This window comes from Dactylosporangium sp. NPDC051484, from assembly GCF_040689395.1.
GTDB lineage: Bacteria > Actinomycetota > Actinomycetes > Mycobacteriales > Micromonosporaceae > Dactylosporangium.
Genome location: NZ_JBFAZX010000012.1, coordinates 91,476 through 111,247 on the forward strand (window position 1 = coordinate 91,476; position 19,772 = coordinate 111,247).

General features: G+C 72.3%; 22 protein-coding genes, 1 pseudogene and 1 riboswitch. Of the genes and pseudogenes, 13 read left to right on the top strand and 10 right to left on the bottom strand.

Going from position 1 to position 19,772, the window contains the following annotated elements:
- The first annotated feature begins 163 nt into the window (after nt 1-163).
- The 3 genes from AB0367_RS21145 to AB0367_RS21155 all read left to right on the top strand — a co-directional run bounded on the left by AB0367_RS21145 (nt 164) and on the right by AB0367_RS21155 (nt 2,271).
- Entirely contained in the window at nt 164-988 is an 825-nt protein-coding gene (locus tag AB0367_RS21145; RefSeq protein ID WP_366228060.1) for a cyclase family protein, read from the top strand.
- A 54-nt stretch (nt 989-1,042) separates the two neighbouring features.
- Nucleotides 1,043-1,178, top strand: a riboswitch (cobalamin riboswitch).
- Between the two features lie 32 nt (nt 1,179-1,210).
- Nucleotides 1,211-1,435 (top strand): CbtB-domain containing protein, encoded by a 225-nt coding sequence (locus AB0367_RS21150; protein WP_366228061.1) that lies wholly within the window; start codon nt 1,211-1,213, stop codon nt 1,433-1,435.
- A 17-nt stretch (nt 1,436-1,452) separates the two neighbouring features.
- Complete coding sequence (locus AB0367_RS21155) at nt 1,453-2,271, top strand: CbtA family protein (RefSeq protein WP_366228062.1); 819 nt, start codon at nt 1,453-1,455, stop codon at nt 2,269-2,271.
- On the opposite strand, the gene AB0367_RS21160 is transcribed toward AB0367_RS21155, so the two are convergent.
- Nucleotides 2,258-2,899: a ferric iron reductase gene (locus AB0367_RS21160; RefSeq protein ID WP_366228063.1), complete on the bottom strand. Its 642-nt coding sequence runs from the start codon at nt 2,897-2,899 to the stop codon at nt 2,258-2,260. The two genes, AB0367_RS21155 and AB0367_RS21160, sit on opposite strands and share 14 nt — an antisense overlap.
- Nucleotides 2,900-2,987: 88 nt before the next feature.
- Here AB0367_RS21160 and AB0367_RS21165 point away from each other — a divergent pair, with 88 nt between their 5' ends.
- The 7 genes and pseudogenes from AB0367_RS21165 to AB0367_RS21195 form a co-directional block, all read left to right on the top strand.
- Nucleotides 2,988-3,497: a sigma-70 family RNA polymerase sigma factor gene (locus tag AB0367_RS21165; protein WP_366228064.1), complete on the top strand. Its 510-nt coding sequence runs from the start codon at nt 2,988-2,990 to the stop codon at nt 3,495-3,497.
- The gene (locus tag AB0367_RS21170) at nt 3,494-4,159 is read left to right on the top strand and encodes a zf-HC2 domain-containing protein (protein ID WP_366228065.1); all 666 of its coding nucleotides are present in this window, start codon (nt 3,494-3,496) and stop codon (nt 4,157-4,159) included. The genes AB0367_RS21165 and AB0367_RS21170 overlap by 4 nt, the downstream gene beginning before the upstream one ends.
- A gap of 127 nt (nt 4,160-4,286) precedes the next feature.
- On the top strand, nt 4,287-5,906 hold the full coding sequence (locus AB0367_RS21175) for an AAA family ATPase (RefSeq protein ID WP_366228066.1): 1,620 nt from the start codon (nt 4,287-4,289) through the stop codon (nt 5,904-5,906).
- A 2-nt stretch (nt 5,907-5,908) separates the two neighbouring features.
- Nucleotides 5,909-6,349, top strand: a complete 441-nt coding sequence (locus AB0367_RS21180; RefSeq protein WP_366228067.1) for a hypothetical protein — start codon at nt 5,909-5,911, stop codon at nt 6,347-6,349.
- Complete coding sequence (locus AB0367_RS21185) at nt 6,349-6,564, top strand: DUF2997 domain-containing protein (protein WP_366228068.1); 216 nt, start codon at nt 6,349-6,351, stop codon at nt 6,562-6,564. The genes AB0367_RS21180 and AB0367_RS21185 overlap by 1 nt, the downstream gene beginning before the upstream one ends.
- The gene (locus tag AB0367_RS21190; protein WP_366228069.1) at nt 6,542-7,255 is read left to right on the top strand and encodes a helix-hairpin-helix domain-containing protein; all 714 of its coding nucleotides are present in this window, start codon (nt 6,542-6,544) and stop codon (nt 7,253-7,255) included. The genes AB0367_RS21185 and AB0367_RS21190 overlap by 23 nt, the downstream gene beginning before the upstream one ends.
- A gap of 100 nt (nt 7,256-7,355) precedes the next feature.
- Nucleotides 7,356-7,757: pseudogene (locus AB0367_RS21195) on the top strand (4Fe-4S single cluster domain-containing protein); the annotation flags it as partial.
- A gap of 189 nt (nt 7,758-7,946) precedes the next feature.
- Here AB0367_RS21195 and AB0367_RS21200 read toward each other — a convergent pair.
- From AB0367_RS21200 to AB0367_RS21240, 9 genes are all read right to left on the bottom strand, one after another.
- Nucleotides 7,947-8,564, bottom strand: coding sequence for an LUD domain-containing protein (locus AB0367_RS21200; RefSeq protein WP_366228070.1), 618 nt, complete (start codon nt 8,562-8,564; stop codon nt 7,947-7,949).
- On the bottom strand, nt 8,557-10,008 hold the full coding sequence (locus tag AB0367_RS21205) for a LutB/LldF family L-lactate oxidation iron-sulfur protein (RefSeq protein ID WP_366228071.1): 1,452 nt from the start codon (nt 10,006-10,008) through the stop codon (nt 8,557-8,559). The genes AB0367_RS21200 and AB0367_RS21205 overlap by 8 nt, the downstream gene beginning before the upstream one ends.
- Nucleotides 10,005-10,730, bottom strand: coding sequence for a (Fe-S)-binding protein (locus tag AB0367_RS21210; RefSeq protein WP_366228072.1), 726 nt, complete (start codon nt 10,728-10,730; stop codon nt 10,005-10,007). The genes AB0367_RS21205 and AB0367_RS21210 overlap by 4 nt, the downstream gene beginning before the upstream one ends.
- 386 nt (nt 10,731-11,116) lie before the next feature.
- Entirely contained in the window at nt 11,117-11,701 is a 585-nt protein-coding gene (locus tag AB0367_RS21215; protein WP_366228073.1) for an HD domain-containing protein, read from the bottom strand.
- An 87-nt stretch (nt 11,702-11,788) separates the two neighbouring features.
- Nucleotides 11,789-12,463: a 4'-phosphopantetheinyl transferase superfamily protein gene (locus tag AB0367_RS21220; protein ID WP_366228074.1), complete on the bottom strand. Its 675-nt coding sequence runs from the start codon at nt 12,461-12,463 to the stop codon at nt 11,789-11,791.
- 309 nt (nt 12,464-12,772) lie between these two features.
- On the bottom strand, nt 12,773-13,390 hold the full coding sequence (locus AB0367_RS21225) for an FMN-binding negative transcriptional regulator (RefSeq protein ID WP_366228075.1): 618 nt from the start codon (nt 13,388-13,390) through the stop codon (nt 12,773-12,775).
- Nucleotides 13,391-13,582: 192 nt separating this feature from the next.
- A complete protein-coding gene (locus AB0367_RS21230) occupies nt 13,583-14,872 on the bottom strand; it encodes an FAD-dependent oxidoreductase (protein ID WP_366228184.1) in 1,290 nt (429 codons plus the stop codon).
- A gap of 119 nt (nt 14,873-14,991) precedes the next feature.
- Nucleotides 14,992-15,132, bottom strand: a complete 141-nt coding sequence (locus AB0367_RS21235; RefSeq protein WP_366228076.1) for a hypothetical protein — start codon at nt 15,130-15,132, stop codon at nt 14,992-14,994.
- The gene (locus AB0367_RS21240; RefSeq protein WP_366228077.1) at nt 15,129-16,277 is read right to left on the bottom strand and encodes a polysaccharide pyruvyl transferase family protein; all 1,149 of its coding nucleotides are present in this window, start codon (nt 16,275-16,277) and stop codon (nt 15,129-15,131) included. Before AB0367_RS21240 ends, AB0367_RS21235 begins: the two co-directional genes overlap by 4 nt.
- Before the next feature lie 101 nt (nt 16,278-16,378).
- Between AB0367_RS21240 and AB0367_RS21245 the strand changes: the two genes are divergently transcribed.
- The 3 genes from AB0367_RS21245 (at nt 16,379) to AB0367_RS21255 (ending at nt 19,630) form a co-directional block, all read left to right on the top strand.
- Nucleotides 16,379-17,395: a potassium channel family protein gene (locus AB0367_RS21245; RefSeq protein ID WP_366228078.1), complete on the top strand. Its 1,017-nt coding sequence runs from the start codon at nt 16,379-16,381 to the stop codon at nt 17,393-17,395.
- Between the two features lie 10 nt (nt 17,396-17,405).
- On the top strand, nt 17,406-17,942 hold the full coding sequence (locus AB0367_RS21250; RefSeq protein WP_366228079.1) for a hypothetical protein: 537 nt from the start codon (nt 17,406-17,408) through the stop codon (nt 17,940-17,942).
- A 1,139-nt stretch (nt 17,943-19,081) separates the two neighbouring features.
- Nucleotides 19,082-19,630 (top strand): sigma-70 family RNA polymerase sigma factor, encoded by a 549-nt coding sequence (locus tag AB0367_RS21255; protein ID WP_366228080.1) that lies wholly within the window; start codon nt 19,082-19,084, stop codon nt 19,628-19,630.
- The last annotated feature ends 142 nt before the right edge of the window (nt 19,631-19,772 follow it).

The window sequence follows — 19,772 nt, forward strand, 5'->3', positions numbered from 1 at the left end:
CGGCGAAGGTTCCCCGATCTCGCGAAAGATCACCCGCCGGCGCGATCGTAGGCGAGCGGGCGCGCGCCGGGCCGGGCCGAAGGTCCCGGACGGGTGGCGCCGAAGGCCCTACAGTCGGCAGCGACATCGTCGTGCACGGATGCGAAGGGACGATTCGAGAACTATGCAGAGAAGACACCTGCTGGCGGCGGCCGGCGGAGCCGTCGCCGGCGCCGCCGGGCTCGCCGGGACCGCCTCGGCGGCCCCCGCCGGTGGCGCCGCGCTGCGGCCCGGCAAGACCCGCCTGATCAGCCTGTCGCACGTCAACGACCCGGCGAAGACGAACATCTACCCCGGCGACCCCGAGTTCACGCTGGAGACCATCGCCACGATCGAGAACGAGGGGTACTACCTGCAGTACGTCCGGGAGGGCGAGGCGACCGGCACGCACTGGGGCGCGCCCGGCCACTTCAACGCCGGCGAGCCGCTCGCCGACGAGCTCGACCCCAACGACCTGTTCCTGCCGGCGGTGAAGATCGACGTGCGGGACAAGTGCGCGCGCAACGCCGACTACGCGCTGACCGTCAACGACGTGAAGCAGTGGGAGCGCTGCCACGGCCGCATCCCCGACGAGTCCATGATCATCATGTGGACCGGCTGGGAGTACAAGTGGGGCACCCCGGCCTTCCCGAACCTCGACGCCGACGGCGTGCTGCACCAGCCCGGCTTCGCGCCGGAGACCGTGCAGTGGTTCATCGACACCGGCCGGATCGGCCACAACGGCGGCACCGGGATCGACACGTTCGGCCCCGACCTGGGCACCGACCCGGAGTACCGCGCCTCGCTGCTGGTGTACCGGCGGCACCGGGTCAGCCTGGAGATTCTCGCCGGGCTCGCGCGGTTCCCGGCGACGGGCGGGTCGGTGCTCTGCGGCGGGTTCATCAACCACAAGGGGTCGGGGTCCACGGCCCTCATCTTCGGAGTGATCCCGCCGGGCGTGCGTGTGTGAAGTGTGTGTGAATGGCCACGGGCCGGTGCCTACGGGTGCCGGCCCGATTGACGTAAGGAGCGCCCGACTCTTAGTGTCTGACGTGTGACGGGGTGAGGGAAGCTGGTGCAAGTCCAGCACGGTCGCGCCACTGTGAGCCGCCTCTCGCGGTGAGTCAGGATACTCCGCCGCCACGACTCCCCATCCACACGAGGGACGCACGATCCCTGAAGGAGGCCACAGATGAGCTCCATCTCCAGTGCCGAGACGCCCCAGGCGACCACGACCCCGCTGGTCCTGCCGATCTCCCGCTCGCTGTTCTGGCTGGGCGGCACCGCGCTGCTCGCCCTGCTGGTCTACTACTTCGTGGGCATCGACCAGGGCGCGGTGTCGATCTTCGGCAGCGACACCCACCTGCACGAGTTCGTGCACGACGGCCGCCACTTCCTCGGCTTCCCCTGCCACTGAGCAGGCTCCCGCCCACAATGGAAAAGCGACTCATCCTGCGCGGCCTGCTGGCCGGCGCAGTCGGTGGCGTGCTCGCGTTCGTCTTCGCCCGCATCCTCGCCGAGCCCCTGATCCAGCAGGCCATCGATTACGAGGATGGCCGCTCGCACGCCCTGGGTGAGGGGCACGAGCACGAGATCTTCAGCCGCGCCATCCAGGAGAACGTCGGCATCGGCGCGGCACTGATCCTCTTCGGCGTCGCGATGGGCGCCCTGTTCGCCGTCGCGTATGCGATCTGCCTCGGCCGGGTCGGGCGCATCCGGGCCCGGCCGCTCGCCCTGCTGGTGGCCGCGGCGGCGTTCACCGGGGTCTTCCTGGTGCCGTTCCTGAAGTACCCCACGAATCCGCCGGCGGTCGGCAACGACGCCACGATCGGGCTGCGCAGCTCGCTGTACCTCGTGCTGACCGGCGCCTCCGTGGTGCTCATGATCCTGGCGACCTGGCTCGGCCGCCGGCTGCAGCCGCGTTTCGGCACGTGGAACGCGGCCCTGCTGGCCGTCGGCGCCTACGCGCTCGCGATCGGCATCCTGTTCGTGCTGCTGCCGAACCTCGGTGACCTGGACGCCAACAAGGAGCTGGGCCAGTCGACCGAGACGCCCCCGCCGCTGCTCGACAGTAGCGGGAAGATCATCTTCCCGGGCTTCCCGGCCGACCTGCTCTACGAGTTCCGCCTGTACGCGGCCGGCGCTCAATTGCTGATGTGGACCGCGATCGGGCTCGTCTTCGGCGCGTCCGCCGAACGCCTGCTGGAGCGGCCGCGGGTCGCGGAGCGCCCGGTGGCGGTCACGCCGGCCTGAGCACGCAGTCGCCGCACGTGCCGCCGCCGGGGATGCGGTAGTACAGGCAGCAACTACGACGGCGTAGCGACCTCTGCCCGGCGCTTGCTTGCCCGACGATCGCCATGCCGGCCAGTGGCGGCCTGCCCAGCAGGTCCGCCACTGCCGGCCACGCGCCCTCCGGCAGCTGCCCGGCCGCCCCGCCGAGCGCGGACGCGACGTTGCCCCACAGCACCCGCGGCGAGAGCCGGAACCGCGCCCGGAACACCTCCAGCAGCGGGGCCACCAGGCCGAGCACCGCCACGTCGAACAGGTCCGCGGCCGGGCGCGCCTCGACCGCCAGCGCGGCGACCGGCAGTGGCCCGCCAGGCACCGGCCGCCACCACAGGTCGGCCGGCGTCACCCCGCGGATCGTCCCGTGCAGGGACTCCGCCAGCAGCGGCGACACGAGCCGCGACGCGTACCCGAGGAACAGCACGGACGCGACCACGCGCTCCGGCACGGCGTCCTCGGCGAGCCCGTACATCGCGACCAGCCCCTGCCGCGACACCGCCACCCGCTCCGCCAGCACGCCGGGCTCCAGCAGCTCGGCGAACGGGCGCCAGCCGGCCCCGGCCTCGTGGTCCTCCCAGACGAAGTACGGGTTCACGCCCGTACCCTATCGGCTGCGGTTTGGTTGAACCCTGAACCGTCTCGTGGTGTAGACCCGTGTGGGGAGGCTGTCGAGAGGGGCTGTGGTGACGCGCGACGAGGAGCTCATGACCGCGCTGTACACCGAGCATTACGGTGTGTTGCTCGCCTTCGTCTCGCGGTACGAACGGGACCGCCACCGCGCCGAGGACCTCGTGCAGGACACGCTCCTGCGCGCGTGGCGGCACATCGAGCGCATCGACGTCACGCGGGACACGACCCGGGCGTACCTGCTCACCATCGCCCGCAACGTGGTCAGCAACGCGTGGCGGGCCGACCAGCGCCGTCCGAGGCTCGTCAGCGACCCCGACGCGGTCGCCGCCGTCGCCGACCCCGGCAACGTCGACGAGCTGGTCGAGGGCTGGCTCATCCGCGCCGCGCTCGAGCGCCTCTCCGCCGAGCACCGCGAGGTGATCAGGTCGGTCTACTACGACGGCCGCACCGTCGCCGACACCGCCAAACGGCTGGCGGTACCGGAGGGCACCGTCAAGTCGCGCGCGTACTACGCGGTCCGCGCGCTGCGTGTGGTGTTCGAGGAGATGGGAGTGCTTCGGTGAGCGCCGGGCACGAAGCGGTTCGCGGGCTGCTCGGGGCATACGTCCTCGGCGGCCTCGACGACGCCGAGGCGGCCACGCTCGACGCGCACCTCTCCACGTGCGCCGAGTGCCGGGCCGAGGTGGAGCGGCTGGCGACGGTACCGGAGCTGCTGCAACGCCTGCCGCCGGGCCCGGCGGCGCCGCTCGCGTCCCCCTCGCGCGCCGGCCTGGACGCCCTCCTGCGCCGGGCCCGCCCCCGCCGCCTCCCGGTCGTCGCGCTGGCCATCGCCTGCGTCGTGCTGGCCCTGGTCGCGCTCGTCCTGGCGGTGCGCCCCGTCCGCCCGCAGCGGCCGCAGGCCCTGGCGTCGGCGAGCGCCCCGGAGGGCACGGTGGTCCCGATCGTGGCTGCGGAGGGCAGCGGCCTGTCTGGCCGGGCGACCCTGGTCCCGCGCCAGTGGGGCGTGTCGGTGTTGCTGGAGTTGGCCGGCCTGCCGGGCGAGGGCCCCTTCGTGATGCGCGTCCTGGACCGCGGCGGCCAGGCCGAACAGGCGGCGTGCTGGGGCCGCACGAAGACCGCCCAGGCCCGGGTCACCGGAGCGAGCTCGATCCAGCTGGCCAACGTCGACTCGGTCACGGTCTCCGACTACGACGGCAGCCTGCTGGGCTCCGCCCGCCTCACGTAGACCTTTCGGGTTCGCGGCCGGTGGCGCCTTTCCGACAGGGCTGGCGGCAATCAGCGGACTCATTTGACCTTGGTGTCGCCGTAGGGTCTGCGCAGGGCCCCGCCGCCGGTAAGGAGAGGACAACCCAGTGACCGGTTTCCGCCACGACCTGGCGCAGCTGTTGAAGGCCAGGTTCCCGGTCCTGTACGTCGAGTCGTACGAGGAGCACCGGGTGCTCTCGGAGCTCGCCGCGGTCGCCTCCGACGCGGCGCTGGTGCGCACCCCGCGGCCGGTCTGGACCTGGTCGGCGACGAGCGGGCTGCTGCAGCCCGACGGGGTGGCCCAGCAGTACACCACCGAGCCCGACAACGCCCTGGAGGCCGTGCTGCGCATCCAGCAGCCGGGTCTGTTCGTCTTCCGCGACCTGCACAACTCGCTCGGCGGGGACGTGCCGGTGCTGCCGGCCGTGGTGCGCCGGCTGCGCGACATCGCCGCGGCCTTCAAGGCCGGGGCCGCGCCGCGCACGCTCGTCATCGTCGCGCCGGTCCTGCGGATCCCGACCGACCTGGAGAAGGACGTCACGATCGTCGACTTCCCGCTGCCCAGCGAGGCGGAGATCCGCGGGGTGCTGGAGGGGATGATCGCGAGCAACGCCGCCGGCGGGCGGATCCGCATCGACCTCGACATGATCGGCCGCGAGAAGTTCGCCAAGGCCGCGGCCGGGCTCACACTGAACGAGGCGGAGAACGCGTTCGCCCGGGCGATGGTCAACGATGGCGTGCTCAACCTGAATGACCTGGACGTGGTGCACGAGGAGAAGCGGCAGGCGGTCCGCAAGGCCGGCGTGCTCGAGTACGTCGACGCGAACGTGCGGCTGGACCAGGTCGGCGGGCTGGAGAACCTCAAGCGCTGGCTCGCCAAGCGGGACAACTCGTGGCTGGCCGCGGCCGCCGAGTACGGGCTGCCCGCGCCGAAGGGCGTGCTCATCACGGGTGTGCCGGGCTGCGGCAAGTCGCTGACCGCCAAGGCCGTCGCGGCCGCGTGGGGGCTGCCGCTGCTGCGGCTGGACATCGGGCGCGTCTTCTCCGGACTGATCGGCTCCAGCGAGCAGAACATGCGCGCCGCGCTGCGCACCGCCGAGGCGAGCGCGCCGTGCGTGCTGTGGGTGGACGAGATCGAGAAGGGCTTCGCCACCAGCGCGAGCAACGACGGCGGTACCACGAACCGGGTCTTCGGCACGTTCCTGACCTGGATGCAGGAGAAGACCGGGTCGGTGTTCGTCATCGCCACCGCCAACGACATCGAGCGGCTGCCGCCCGAGCTGCTGCGCAAGGGCCGCTTCGACGAGATCTTCTTCGTCGACCTGCCCAGCCGCGCTGAGCGGGCCTCCATCTGGGAGGTGCACCTGCGGCGGCGGCTGGCGCGGCCCGCGGTACAGGGCCATCTGCACCTCGACGAGCCGCTGCTGCGCGAGGTGTGCACTCTGTCGGCGGGGTATTCCGGCGCCGAGATCGAGCAGGCCGTCGTCGCCGCCCTGTTCGACGCGTTCTCCGAGCGCCGCCCGCTGCGCCGCGAGGACCTGTTGCGCGCCGTCGCCGCGATGGTGCCGCTCAGCGTGACGCAGGCAGAGAAGCTCGACGCGATCCGGCTCTGGGCCAAGACCCGCGCGGTCGCCGCGACCGCCGCCGAGGACTGGGACGCCGGCGAGGAGCCGCCCACCGCGCCGATGCCGGCGTTCGGCGGACCCGGCCGGACGATCGAGGTTTGACGATGAGCGTGTCCCTGTTGCTGATACCGCTGGCGATCGCCGCCGCTGCGGCCCGCGCGGGCCTGGCCAAGGGCGCCGGCACGAGCGTGTACACCGTCGAGACCCGGATGCGCGACGCCGGGCTGCTCGCGGCCGCCCTGCGCGACACCCGGGCGGTCGTCACGCCCGACGGCGCTGACCTCGTCGCGGACTGGGCGGGCGTGCGGGCCCGCTTCAGCCGCGACGAGCGGCAGATCTGGTCCGCGCACTTCACCGGCGACGTCGACGAGCCGCGGGCGGTGGAGATCGTGCGTGCCCTCGACGCCGCCTACGGGCGGCAGGTGCAGGGGGCGGTGCTTGCCCGGCTGACCGAGCGCGCCCCGGCCGCGGGCCTGCGGCTGGAGTCACGCTCGGTCACCCCGGACGCCGCAGTGCGGCTCGTCTTCGCGGTGGAGCGGGCCTGATGAAGCGGATCGTCGTCACCGTGGCCGCCGACGGTACCGTCTCCGCCGAGACTCTCGGGATCAAGGGCTCGAAGTGCCTCGACTACATCGCGGTGCTGGAGGACCTGCTCGCGGCGCAGACCGTCAACAGCGAGTACACCTCCGACTACACTGCCGCCACGAACACCGTCTCCGTCAGGCAGGAGCAGCACGATGGCCTTCAACCCGGGGAGTAATCCGACGAGCTTCGGCTGGCGGCTGCGCAACAGCTGGTGGGTCCTGCTCACGATCCTCGGGCTGGGCTGCCTGAGCGGAAGCGGCTTCCTCTACGTCGGCATCACCGCTCGCCGCCCCGCGTGGTGGATCACCGGCGTGGCCTACTTCGTCCTGGCCTGGTCCGGTCTCGTCGCCATCAACCGGCTGCCGCAGGAGTCGGGGGTGAGCTCGGCGATCGCCGTCGGGTACTTCCTGCTGTGGTTCGCGAGCATCGTCCACGCGCTGATCCTCAACGGCTCCTGGCTGCGCTGGCGCGCCGCGAACCGCCCGTGGTTCGAGCAGCGACCGGCCGCCGCGCCGGCGACCGCCCTCGCTCCACCGCCGGTCCTCTCCCCGCCGCCGGTCATTGCCCCGCCGCCAGTTCAAGCCGCGCCGCCGGTCCTCTCCCCGCCGGTCGCCGTGGTCGAGGTGAACTCCGCGACCGCGGCGCAGCTGGCCGAGGCGGGGCGGTTCGACCTGGCGCGCGCCGAGCGGGCGGTCGCGGACCGGGAGGCGCGCGGCGGGTTCCAGAGCGTGGACGAGTTCGCCGCGGCGGCCGGGCTCGCGCCGCACGAGTTCGCCCGGATGCGCGCGTTCCTGACCTGCACGCCGCGCCCGCGGGCGCCCCAGTCCCAGCCTCAGCCGGGCGGCGGTCGTGTCCTCGACTTCTGAGCGGACCTTTGAGCTGGCTTCTGAGCTGGCTTCTGAGCGCCTGCCGCGCCCGCCGGTCGATCCCGGCGCGCTGAGCCTGGGCCGGTTCGTCGAGCGCACGGTGGCCGAGGGCCCGGGGGAGCGGACCGCGCTGTGGGTGCAGGGCTGCACGATCCGGTGTACGGGCTGCTTCAACCCGCACCTGTGGGCGTTCCGCGGCGGCTCGCAGGTGCCGACCGACGAGGTCGTCGCGCGCGTGCTGGCCGCGGGCACCGAGGGCCTGACCCTGCTCGGCGGCGAGCCGTTCGACCACGCCGCGCCCCTGGCCGTGGTGGCCGCCGCCGCTCGCGCGGCCGGCATGTCGGTGATGACGTTCTCGGGGTACACCACGGGTCAGCTGAACCGGGCCGTCCACGGCGGGCGGGACGACGTGGCCGCGCTGCTGGACGCGACGGACCTGCTCATCGCCGGGCCGTACGTCGCCGCGCTCGTCGACCGGGACCGCCCCTGGGCCGGCTCGACGAACCAGGAGTTCGTCCGGCGCGGGGACCGCTTCCCGGGCCTGCTGGCCGCTGCCGCCTCGACCCCGGACCGCCTGGAGGTCACCGTGGCGGCCGACGGCGTGCTGTCGGTGAACGGCTGGGCCGACGACGAGACGCTGGACGCGCTGCTGCACGACCTGGGCCGGCCGATGAGCCGGCGAATCGGCCGGCTATCCGACCAGGAAGACCACCAGCGTGCGTGGCCCGTGGACGCCCTCGACCCGGTCCAGCTCGATGTCACTGGTCGCCGACGGGCCGCTGATCAGGGTCAGCGGCCGGGTCGGGGTGAGCCGGGCGAGGAGGTCGGGGACGCTCTGCACGACCTGGTCGGCACGGACCACGCAGTAGTGCCGGTCCGGCACTAGGGTGATGGCGCGGCGGCCCTGGTCCGGGGAGCCGTCCAGGGCGATCGTGCCGGTCTCGGCGACCGCCGCGGCGCAGCCGGTGACGACGCCGGCGAAGCCGTCGAGGGCGGCGGCGTCCAGGGTGCCGTCGTCCACGGTCGCGCCGGGCACCGCGAAGGACAGCCCGGGCGGCACGATGAGCGGGGAGATGCCGTCGAGGGCCTTGGCCAGGTCGGCGGCGAGCCCGTCGGCCGTCGTGTGCACCACGGTCGCCTTGTAGTCGAGCAGACGGTCGGCGAGCAGTTCGAGGTCGCCGGGCGCCGAGACGTCGGCCCGGCGGTAGTCGCGGGGTACGTCCGGTGCGGAGGCGTTGGATCCCAGCGCCGTGCGGATGCGGGCCAGGACCACCGAGCGGACATCCACATCTGCGGAAAGCTCAGCCATTGCGGGACCGCCACCATTCGCGGAAGGTCTGGGCCGGGGGCCGGGGCAGGTCGCGGCTGGCCGTCCAGGCCGACAGCGGCGGCGGCAGGGCGGCGATCCGGTCGCGGCGGCGGCCCAGCAGCCGGCCGAGCCGCATGAGCCGCTCGCCACCGCGGAACCGGCCGGGGTCGGCCATCACCCAGGAGGCGGCGGCCATCGAGATCGCCTCGGCCGAGGGGCCGTGCTCCTCGACGTGCCGGGCGCGCAGGTGGACCAGCAGCGACGGGATGTCGATGCGCACCGGACAGGCGTCGAAGCAGGCGCCGCAGAGGCTGGAGGCGTAGGGCAGCGAGGCGTTCTCCTCGACCCCGGTCAGCTGCGGGCTGAGCACGGCGCCGATCGGGCCCGGGTACACCGAGCCGTAGGCGTGTCCGCCGGTGCGCTCGTAGACGGGGCATACGTTGAGGCAGGCGCTGCACCGGATGCAGTGCAGCGCGGAGCGGCCGATCTCGTCGGCGAGGACCGCAGTGCGGCCGTTGTCGAGCAGGACCAGGTGGAACTCCTGGGGGCCGTCGCCCGGCGTGACGCCGGTCCACAGCGACGTGTACGGGTTCATCCGCTCGCCGGTGGAGGAGCGCGGCAGCAGCTGCAGGAACACCTCCAGGTCGGTCCACGTGGGCACGACCTTCTCGATGCCCATCACGGTGATCAAGGTCTGCGGCAGGGTCAGGCACATCCGGCCGTTGCCCTCGGACTCGACGACCGCGAGGGTGCCGGTCTCGGCGACGGCGAAGTTGGCGCCGGAGACGGCGACCCGCGCGGACAGGAACTTCCGGCGCAGGTGCTCGCGGGCGGCCATGGCCAGCTGCCGTGGCTCATCGGTCAGGTCGGCCGGCACCGAGGGCATCTCGCGCAGGAAGATGTCGCGGATCTCGGTGCGGTTGCGGTGGATCGCCGGCACGAGGATGTGTGACGGGCGGTCGTGGCCGAGCTGGACGATGAGCTCGGCGAGGTCGGTCTCCCACGCCGCGATGCCCTCGGCCTCAAGGGCCTCGTTGAGCCCGATCTCCTGGGTCGCCATCGATTTGATCTTGACGACCTCGTCGGCGCCGGTCCGGCGGATCAGGTCGGCGACGATCCGGTTGGCCTCGACCGCGTCGCGGGCCCAGTGCACGGTGCCGCCGCGCGCCGTGACCTGCTCCTCCAGCTGGACGAGCAGTGTGTCGAGGCGGGCCATGGTGGCGGCCTTCAGCGCCTCGCCGGCCAGCCGCAGCTGCTCCCAGTCCGGTACTTCGTCGACGACCGCGGCCCGCTTGGCGCGGATGGTCCGGGTGGCGTGGCCGAGGTTGCGCCGCAGCTGCTCGTTGGCCAGCGCCGTGCGCGCCGCCGCCGGGAACGGCTCGTCGCCGCGCAGCTGCCCGACCCCGCGCGGGGCCACCACCGGCATGCCCAGAAAGGTGCTCATGTCGCCGCCAGGATTTCCGCCAGGTGTACCGGACGCGTCTCTACCGGCAGCCGTGACAGTCCGCCGCCGATGTGCATCAGGCAGGACGAGTCACCCGCGCAGACCGCGGACGCGTTGACCGACAGCACGTTGCGCAGCTTGTCGGCGAGCATCGCCGCCGAGGTGTCAGCGTTCTTCAGCGCGAACGTGCCGCCGAAGCCGCAGCACTGCTCCGCGTCGGGCAGCTCGACCAGGTCGATGCCACGCACCGCGCGTAGCAGCCGCAGCGGCCGGTCGCCGACGCGCAGCATGCGCAGCGAGTGGCAGGTCGGGTGGTAGGTGACCCGGTGCGGGTAGTGCGCGCCCACGTCGGTCACGCCGAGGACGTCGACCAGGAACTCCGACAACTCGTAGGTGCGCGCGGCGACCTCGCCGGCGCGCGCCGCGAGCTGCCGCTTGCCGGCCCGCTCGGCGACGGCCCCGTGCTGGTGGCGCACCGAGCCGACGCAGGAGCCCGACGGCGCGACGATGGCGTCATAGGGCTCGAACGTGCGCATGTGGTGCTCGACGAGTTTCAGGGCCTGCTTCTGGTACCCCGTGTTGATGTGCATCTGCCCGCAGCACGTCTGTGCCTCCGGGAACACCACCTCGTGCCCCAGCCGCTCCAGCAGGGCCACGGTCGCCTTGCCGACCTGCGGGAACATCGCGTCGGCGAGGCACGTGACGAACAGTGCGACGCGCATCGCTCACCGCTTTCCGGCTGGCGGCTCGCCGACTGAGGGGGTATCCACCGTGCGGCCGAGCTGTTCTTGGGGTTGATCTACGGAGGATAGCGGCATGGCGAGTTCGATGTCGTCAAAGTGGCGCGGAACACCATGAGTGGTTAGAGCAGCGGTTCGAGGTGGCGGCGCCGGCCCTGGTGCGGGAGAGTCAGCCGACCGGCTGTGACCCGCGTGCCTAGCGGCGTTTTGCCGTATCAGTGGGGTAGCGTGACCTCATGGTTAGAACGGATGTTCTAGATCATGGATTGTTCGGCCCCAGCGGGGACGATGATTTCCCCGGCCTCGACTCGGTCCCTGCCGGCTCGATCTCTGCCGGTCTGAATCCTGTCGGTTTGGCCCCTGTTGGTTCAGTCCGTCTCGACTCGGTTCGTCTCCACCGTGAGGGCGGTTCCGTCGGCCCCGGTGGTTCTGTCGACGCTAGCGGTCGTGTCGATTTCATCGGCGATTTCGGTTTTGTCGGTTTCGAGCGAGAAGCGGGCCTGGAAGGCGAGCCGGTCGTCGGCTCCGTCGGCGATGCGGGCCAGCTCGTCGTCGAGGCGCATGAAGGCGGCCCAGACCGGCTCCCCGATGGCGGCCGCGACGACCTCCGCGACCTTCTGCTCCAGGCCGGCCTCGCGGCGCCCCTTCCAAACCTTGTCGGCGAGCAGCTCCTCGACGGTCGCGTCGGCGCCGTCGCACCGCCCGTGCGCGGCGGCGAAGCGGGCGAGCCGGTCCTTGACGGCCGTCTCGTGCTCTGCGCCGGCCCCGGACAACTCCCCGGGGAAGCGGACCTTGCCGATGTCGTGCGTGGCCACCCCGAACAGCACCGCCTCCCGGTCGACGCCCACGCCGTCCCCGAGCCGGTCGAGGATCTCTATGGCGACGTCGTGCACGGCCCGCAGATGGGCACCGAGCCGCGGCGGCGCCTCAACGGCGCGCAACAGCTCGACCACTGAGCTCGGCAACCGCCGCGACCCGACCGGCTCGGCGCCGGTCCCGTTCCGGATGCTGCCTTGTTCACTTGCGTCGTCCTGGTGCGCTCAGGGTGCTTGCCAGCCGTCGGCTTCCTTCGCCGTCACGACGCCGGCGCTGCGGATCAGCCCCGGGGCCACGTGGAACCGCCCGCGAAACACGGCCGGCGCTGCGGGTGTCTTCGCGAGCCGTTGCGCACCGATCCGCGCCTCGAACTCCCCGGCGGCCACGTCGATCGTCAGCCGCGCATCGAGAAAGCCGAGCCAGGTGCCGACGATGGGCGACCAGAGCTTGAAGACGACCTCCTTGGCGGAGAAGTGCACCGCGGGCCACCACTGCTCGTCGGCGCGCTCCGCGCACCAGGCGAGCTCCTCGGGCAGGCAGATCGAGCCGCGTACGTTGTCCGGCAGGATCGTGCGCCGCTCCGCGTCGATCCCCACGGCCCGCACGTCGGACCGCAGGCCCACGGCCGCCGCGCAGTACCCGCCGGTGTGCGTGATGCTGCCTGTGGTCCCCTCGGGCCAGACCGGCGCCCGGTTCCCGCTGGTCGGTACGGCCCGCCCGCGCACCCCGAGCCGCCCGAGCGCCCGTCGCGCGCAGGCCCGCCCCGCGGCGAACTCCCGCCGCCGTTTCTCGACGGCCCGCGCACCCAGCCCGGCGGCCTCGGCGGGCAACAACTCCGCGGAGTAGTCCTCCTCTGCGGCAACCTCGACCGCCACCCAATCCGGCAACAGGTCATTCACGCACGCGACTGTAACCGCCACCAACGGCCGGGTGAGCGCGGAGTGGCGCGGCGAACGCGGGCCTCGTACACGGCCGGGCGTTTGTGTGCGGCGCGGCGAAGGCGGGGCTCATACTCGGCGGGGCGTTTTGTGCGCGGCGCGGCGAACGCGGGTCTCGTACACGGCCGGGCGTTTGTGTGCGGCGCGGCGGGCGTGGGCTCATACACGGCGGGCGTTTGTGCGCGGCGCGGCGGGCGTGGGGGCGAGGCCTATCAGGCGGGCCGTCGTGCAGCGTGCGGGCGGTGCGTCAGGCAGCGTGCGGCTGGCGAATCAGGTGGGCAGGCGGCGCAACAGGTGGGCCCGGGCCTCGGCGTCCATCGGGCCGTTGCGGGCGGCCAAGCGCGCGGCGAGTTCGTGGCGGTGCTCGGGGGTGCGGTTGCCGGCGTACTTGAACTTGCCCGCCACCGACGTGATCGTCAGCTCGATGCCGCGGATGCCGGACAGCTGGCGGTCGTCGGGGAGCACCGGGGCGCGGTCCGTCGCGGGCTGGAACTGGGACAGCTGGCGGCGCAGGATCGCGGCCTTCTCCGCTGGGTCGTCGACGACACGCACGTCGCAGGAGAGCTGGACCGAGGCATAGTACGAGGTCGGCACGCCGTCGCGGGGGTCGCTGCCGGGCTTCGCGTTCCAGTCCGACGGGACGTAGACGTAGTCGCCGATCACCGTGAGCAGGGCCCTCGGGTGCTCCTGCAGGGCCGGCCACACCGGGTTGGGTCGCGCCAGGTGGAGCCACACGCGGGCGTCGCCGTCGAACGAGAAGTGGGTCGGAACCACCACGGGCAGGTCGCGGTCGCGGCCCGAGGCGATGAGCTGGCCGAAGTCGTGGGCGGCCAGCCATTGCCGCCATTCGGTCTCGTCGATCGGGGCATCCCACGGGTGTACCAGCACGGATACCAGGATGCGCAACGTGCGCCGCCAATTGAAAGGCCCAATCCGCGTCGGGCGGCTTGCGGCCTGGGCCCGAAGTATGCGCTGGACTTGTTCGGCTAGGACCTCGCGCGGCGCTCTGCCCATGCGTGACGCCAGTGGCGCGCAGGCGCTCGCCGGCCGACCGGTGGCGCCGCTGATCGGCGGACCGATCTACGTCGGGAGGCTTGCGCCTTGGGCCCGTAGCACCCGCTGGACCTGTTCGGCCGGGATCTCGCGTGGTGCCTTGCCGATGCGTGACGCCAGCGCGGCGCAGACACCCGCCGCCTGACCGGTGGCCATGGAGATCGGCATGATCCGGTAGGAGCTGTGCGCCACATGGTCGCCGGAGATGCAGCGACCGGCTACCAGGAGGCCGTCGGTGTTGCGGGGGAGCAGCGTGCGCAGCGGGATCTCGTAGGAGCGTCCCTGCGGCACGCGGCGCAGGATCGTGCCGGGGCCGTTGGGGTTGTGGATGTCGACCGGGTAGGCACCCCGCGCGATGACGTCGTTGAACGAGCGCGCGCTGAGCACATCCTCGCCGGTCAGCTGGTAGTCGCCGAGCACTCGGCGCGTCTCGCGCACGCCTACCTGCACGCCGCTCTGGATGACATACGACTCGGCGAAGCCCGGCACCCGGTTGTGCAGGAACCGCGCGATCTGCGCGAGCTGGCGGTGCGTGGTCAGCTCGGCCCGGGTCAGGTCCCACACGCTGATGCCGAGGCCGCCGAAGCGCGTGGAGTTGACCGACACCTCGTCCGGGTGCGGCGTCGCGAAGAACAGGATGTCCTCGCGCGGCAGCTCGAGCTCGCCCGCGTCGCGCGCCTGACGGATCAGGTCCCACAGTCCGTGTACTCCTCTCCACTGGTCGGGGTGTCGCTGTGCGTAGTCGAGGAACCCCGGCCGATCGAAGTTCCCGACGCGGAACATCAGCGTCATCGGCTGGGTCAGGCCGTCCTCGGGGCGGCCGATCTCATAGGGCGCGCCGGCCGCCGCAGCGAGATCGCCGTCGCCGGTGCAATCGACGACGACGTCGGCGTCCAGCACGACCGGACCGGATTTCGTCTCGAACACGCAGCGCGAACTGCCCTCGGGCAGCGGCATGAGATCCGAGGCGAAGGCATGCAGCAAGAGTCGAACGCCGCAGCCGTGCAGCATGTCGTAAGTGACGAGCTTGAGGAGCTCGGGATCGAAAGGCACGGTATAACCGGTGCTCGGATCCGGTGGGGTGGCGCCCCCTGCGCGGACCAGGCGATCGAGCAGGGTCCATAGTACACCCGCGACGACGGGCTCGCCTTCACCGTGATCGGTCGGTAACAGACGGTTCTCGTTGCCGCCCACGGCCTGTTTGATCTCATTGTGGAAGCTCATCAGCGGCATGACGAGCGCGGCCGTGGCGTTGCCGCCGAGGAAGCCGTACCGCTCGACGAGGACGACCTCGGCCCCCGCCGCGGCCGCACCCATCGCGGCGCCGAACCCGGCCGGGCCGCCGCCAACCACAAGGACCTCGGTGTGCCCGCCATGGACGGCCGTTCGCGGTGGCAACCGCACCGGCGCGAGCCCGCTCGGCCGCTCCAGCGCGCTCACGCCCGGTCCCCGCACCGCCCGTCGGCGAGCGGCACGGGCTCCAGCCGCTCGCCGCGCGACGCCCGCGGCGACGGCGCGCCCCACCCCGAGGGCCGGGTCTGCGGACGGCCGGCCCATCCAGCGCGCTCAAGGGTCACACGCTCACCACCGGCTCCCGGTCGGCGACCGGCGCGATACGGTCCAGCTGCGCGCCCAGGCGTCGCCCCGTCTCGGTCGCGCGCTGGCGCAGCCCCGCGACCCGCGTCGCGATCTCCTCCTGGCGCTGCGGCCGCTCGTCCCACAGGCGGTCGACCTGGGCGATCAGCGGCCCGGCCGCCTCCCGCACGACCCCCAGCGGAACCGGCGCGCCGATGCGCTGCGCGAAGTCGAAGACCTTTCCGGCGTACGGCAGTGCCAGCAGCGGTACACCTGAAAGGGCCGCGAAAATCAGGAAGTGCAGGCGCATGCCGACGGCCAGGTCCAGGTGCCGCATCAGGTCCAGCACCTGGCCCGGGCGGTACTGCCCGTTGAGCACCCGGCAGTGCTCGGCCGCGGTCATACGCGAGAGCACGGCGTGCGAATGGCGGATGTCGGAGCGCTCCATCGGCACGAAGACCAGCGACGCGTCGAGCCGGTGCACGATGAAGTCCCCGACGTGGGCGAGCAACTGGTGGTACTCGTCGGCGGCCAGGTGCTGCGCGGCGCGGCCCGGTTCGCGTACGCTCATTCCGACCACCCGCCGCCCCGGCGGCAGCGAGTCGCGTAATGCGCCCGCGTCGAACTCTTCCGGCTGCAACAACAGGGCGGGGTCCGCGGTCACGACGACGGGCGCGGTCACGCCCGCCTCCTCCAGCGCCACTTTCGACTCGTCGTCGCGGACGGTCACCTCGGTCGCCGCGCCGAGGACGTCGCGCGCCATCGTGCAGTCGAGCTCCTCGGTGAGCGGGCCGGCGCCCACCGCATAGGTGAAGACCGGCACGCGCTGCTCCTGAGCGGCGCGAACGACCCTCAGGTAGCGGCGCGCCTCGGTGTCGTAGAGGATCCCGCCGCCGCCGAGGACGAGCAGGTCAAGGCGGGAAAGGGTCGCTGCGGTACGGTCGCGGCCGACGCCCTCCCACGGCGCGACGGTGACGCCGGGGTATTCCCGTGCGGTGTGCTGGGGGTCACGGGAGAAGACCAGCAGGTCGGCGTCGGGGCGCCTGGCCCGCAGGTCCGACAGCAGGCTGGCAAGGATCGCCTCGTCGCCGAGGTTGTAACCACCGTAGGAGCCGAGGACGCCCACCCTCGGGCCATGTTCCAACATGACACGCCTCCCCCCTCGCCGGTGCCCTCAAACCCGGTTCGCCGGATGGCCGACACTACCCACGGGCGAAGTTGTCACACCCGACGCTTATGGTGGATTTCGTGATCCACCTTCCGGCCGTACGGCGTGGACCGTTACGTGCCATCAGCGCCCGCCTCGGCCTCGCCGTCGCGCTGGTCGTCGCGATCGTATTGATCATATTCGTTGATCGCGACGGGTATCGCGACGTCAACGACGACGGGCTGTCGCTGCTCGACTGCTTCTACTACGCGGTCGTGACGCTCTCGACGACCGGATACGGCGACATCACCCCGGTGTCGGAGTCGGCCCGGCTGGTCAACATCGTGATCATCACCCCGGCGCGTGTGCTGTTCCTGATCATTCTCGTCGGCACCACCCTCGAAGTCCTGACCGATCAGTACCGCACCAACCTCAGGTTGCAGCGGTGGAGGAAGCGCGTGAAGAACCACGTCATCGTCTGCGGCTACGGCACCAAGGGCCGTGCGGCCGTCGGCACTCTGCTGGAGAACGGGTTCGACAAGTCGCACGTCGTGGTCGTGGAGAGCGACCGCGCCGCGCTGCGCCAGGCGACGTCCGAGGGCCTGGTCGCCATCGAGGGCTCCGCGACCCGCTCGGGCGTGCTGATGGAGGCGCGTGTGCAGGACGCCAAGGCCGTCATCATCGCCACCGACAGCGACGACGCGTCGGTGCTGGTCACGCTCACCGTCCGCCAGCTGACCGCGGGCAAGGTGTCGATCATCGCGGCGGCGCGCGAGGCCGAGAACGCGCCCCTGCTGCGCCAGTCCGGCGCACACCACGTCATCGTCTCCTCCGCGACGGCCGGCCGGCTGCTCGGCCTGTCCACCACGGCGCCGCCGCTCATCGAGGTTGTCGAGGACCTGCTCACGCCGGGTCAGGGCATGGCGCTGGCGATGCGCTCGGCCCGCCGCGACGAGGTGGGCTCCTCGCCGCGCGAGCTCAGCGAGCTGGTCATCGCGCTGTTCCGCCGCGGCAAGGTGCTCTCCCTCGCCGAGCCCGAGGGCACCACGATCCAGACCGGCGACATGATCGTCTACGTCCGCGACGACCGTCCGGAGTCGATCCCCGCCATGCCGTAGGGTTCCACGGATGGCGGCGCGCATCGGGGCACTCATCGCGACCGTTGTGCTGTTGTTGCTGGTGGGGACGCCGGCAGCGGCGCACGGCGGGGCATCGGTGACCGTCCACTCCGATGGCCGCGGCTCGGTCTGGATCACCGCCCAATGGCAGGACGGCCACCCCATCACCGAACCCACCACGGTCACCATGACCGCCTCCGCCGACGGTGCCGCCTCGCTCGCCCCAGCCGTGCTGCGGCAGACCGGCGACGAGCGGGGCACCCAGACGTACAGCGGCACCCTGGACCCGGGCGCCTGGCGCGTCGCGATCGACCTGGCCACCCCGGTCAACGGCCACTGCCAGGCCCTGATCGAGGTGGCATCGGCCGCCGCCACGCCGCAGCCCACCGAGGTCGCCTGCCTTATCCCGGCCACCGCGCCCTCCGGTGCGGCCGCCCCTCCGGCGGCGTCGGCCGGCGGCAGCCTGACGCCGCTTTGGTTCACCCTGGGCGGCCTGGCCGTGGCGGCCGCGGTGACCGCCGCGGTCCTGGTCCGCCGCCGGTCCTGATTTTTTGTCGTACCCCTGTTCTAGGTTGTCAGCATGAACGAGGTGCTGACAGCGATCGATCCAGCGGAGTGGCGCAACCGGCTGGACTCGATGCTGGACGAGCACCGCCGCCGCCACGCCCGCCGCGCCGCGATCAGGTCGGAGTTCGCCGAGGCGCGCCGCCGCGGCCTGGAGCGGCGCCACGCGGAACGACTGGCCCGCCTGGACCGCGAGGCTCGCACCGCGGAGGTCACCGCCCACTGGGCCGAGCGGGACGCTCGTGCGGCCCGCCTCCGCGCTCCCACTGCTCCACCCACGCGCCACGCAGGCACCACTCCCACCGACGCTCTGACGTCACCGCCGGCCGCTCCTGCCCCGGCTGCTGTTCCGGCGTCACCGTCCGTCGCCCCTGCCTCGGCCGTTCGCCCGGCGCTTCCGTCCGTCACTCCCACCCTGGCCGTTCGTCCGGCGCCTCCGGCCGCTGCTTCTGCCCACGCTGCCGATGCCGCGCCAGTGTCCTTGCCTGTTGCTCCTGTTCTGGCCGCTGATCCCACGTCTCCGGCCGCCGCTCCCGCTCCGGTTGCTACGGCCGATGCCGCTCCGGTGCCTTTTCCCGTTCCCGCCGCCGCTCCTGTGTCGGCTGCTTCTGCTGTTGTTCCTGTGCCGGCGGACGCTGCTGTGCCCGCCGTGCTGCTGTGCCGCACTCTGTTCCCGCGCCCGCCTGTGCTCCCGCGCCCGCCTGTGCTCCTGCGTCGACCACTGTTGCCGCGCCGGCCGCTGCTCCCGTTTCGGGCACTGTCGCTTTGTCCGCTTCTGCTTCTCTTCGTTCCTCTACTTCTGCTCCTGTGCCTCGGTCAGCGCTTGGGTGTCCTCTTGCGCCCGGCTGGACTCTCGTCCGAGTCGGCTCTCGCTCGGGAGTCCCCGGCCTCGCGGCCGTGCTCCCGGGTGCGGCGTCTTGCTCGGCGGCTGTGCGGCGGGTGTCCGGCCGGCTGCGTTCCTGCAGTTCGCTCCTTGGGCGAGGGCCGCCGGCCTGATCTTTGTGACGTCGCCGCGCCGGACGGGATCCGGTTCGGATTTCAGCCGGTTCCGCGGTGGTCCGTGCGCTACATCCAGGTGAGGCGGAAGGAGGATTGTCAGCCTGGGGCGCTAGGCTCGCTGCCGTGACTGGTGAGGCCGACGGCGAGGCGGATGCGGCAACCGCGGCACTGCTGGCCGCGCGGACCGGCGACGAGCGGGCTGCGGCCGCCTTCGTGCGGGCGACGCAGACAGAGGTGTGGCGGTTCGTCGCCGCGCTGGTCGGGGTGGCGCACGCCGATGACGTGACGCAGGACACCTACCTGCGCGCGTTCCGGGCCCTGCCCGAGTTCGCGGGCCGCTCCTCGGCGCGGACCTGGGTGCTGGCCATCGCGCGCCGGGCGTGCGCCGACCAGGTGCGCGCGGCGGTGCGTGCGCGCCGGTTGGAGGCCCGGGTCGTGGCCGAGCCGACCACGCTGGCTGAAGGCGACCACGCTGGCCTGCACGCCACGAACGCCCTGGTCGGTGCCCTTCCCGCCGAACGCCGCGTGGCGTTCGTCCTGACGCAGGTGCTCGGCGTCTCATACGCGGAGGCCGCCGAGATCGAGGACGTCCCGATCGGCACGATCCGCTCCCGCGTCGCGCGGGCCCGCGCCGACCTCGTCGCCGCGATTGCGGCCGCCCGGGCCGGATGAGCCGGTACCGCCCGAGCGACCCCACCACCGCGACCGCAGTCAGGTCCGCGGCCTTCCCGCCGCCGCGTCGCCGCACCGTGCCTCTTGCCGCCCCGCTGCGCCATCCGCCGGTCGCGCCGTCGGGTGCTCAACTCGCGACATC

What these genes read in the sequence shown, in the direction of transcription:
- AB0367_RS21230 (WP_366228184.1), bottom strand. Translation starts at nt 14,872, where the DNA reads ATGGGTGCGGCCGCGGCGGGGGCCGAGGTCGTCCTCGTCGAGCGGTAC.
- AB0367_RS21150 (WP_366228061.1), top strand. Translation starts at nt 1,211, where the DNA reads ATGAGCTCCATCTCCAGTGCCGAGACGCCCCAGGCGACCACGACCCCG.
- AB0367_RS21145 (WP_366228060.1), top strand. Translation starts at nt 164, where the DNA reads ATGCAGAGAAGACACCTGCTGGCGGCGGCCGGCGGAGCCGTCGCCGGC.
- AB0367_RS21250 (WP_366228079.1), top strand. Translation starts at nt 17,406, where the DNA reads ATGGCGGCGCGCATCGGGGCACTCATCGCGACCGTTGTGCTGTTGTTG.
- AB0367_RS21190 (WP_366228069.1), top strand. Translation starts at nt 6,542, where the DNA reads ATGGCCTTCAACCCGGGGAGTAATCCGACGAGCTTCGGCTGGCGGCTG.
- AB0367_RS21240 (WP_366228077.1), bottom strand. Translation starts at nt 16,277, where the DNA reads ATGTTGGAACATGGCCCGAGGGTGGGCGTCCTCGGCTCCTACGGTGGT.
- AB0367_RS21205 (WP_366228071.1), bottom strand. Translation starts at nt 10,008, where the DNA reads ATGAGCACCTTTCTGGGCATGCCGGTGGTGGCCCCGCGCGGGGTCGGG.
- AB0367_RS21200 (WP_366228070.1), bottom strand. Translation starts at nt 8,564, where the DNA reads ATGGCTGAGCTTTCCGCAGATGTGGATGTCCGCTCGGTGGTCCTGGCC.
- AB0367_RS21185 (WP_366228068.1), top strand. Translation starts at nt 6,349, where the DNA reads ATGAAGCGGATCGTCGTCACCGTGGCCGCCGACGGTACCGTCTCCGCC.
- AB0367_RS21155 (WP_366228062.1), top strand. Translation starts at nt 1,453, where the DNA reads ATGGAAAAGCGACTCATCCTGCGCGGCCTGCTGGCCGGCGCAGTCGGT.
- AB0367_RS21210 (WP_366228072.1), bottom strand. Translation starts at nt 10,730, where the DNA reads ATGCGCGTCGCACTGTTCGTCACGTGCCTCGCCGACGCGATGTTCCCG.
- AB0367_RS21180 (WP_366228067.1), top strand. Translation starts at nt 5,909, where the DNA reads ATGAGCGTGTCCCTGTTGCTGATACCGCTGGCGATCGCCGCCGCTGCG.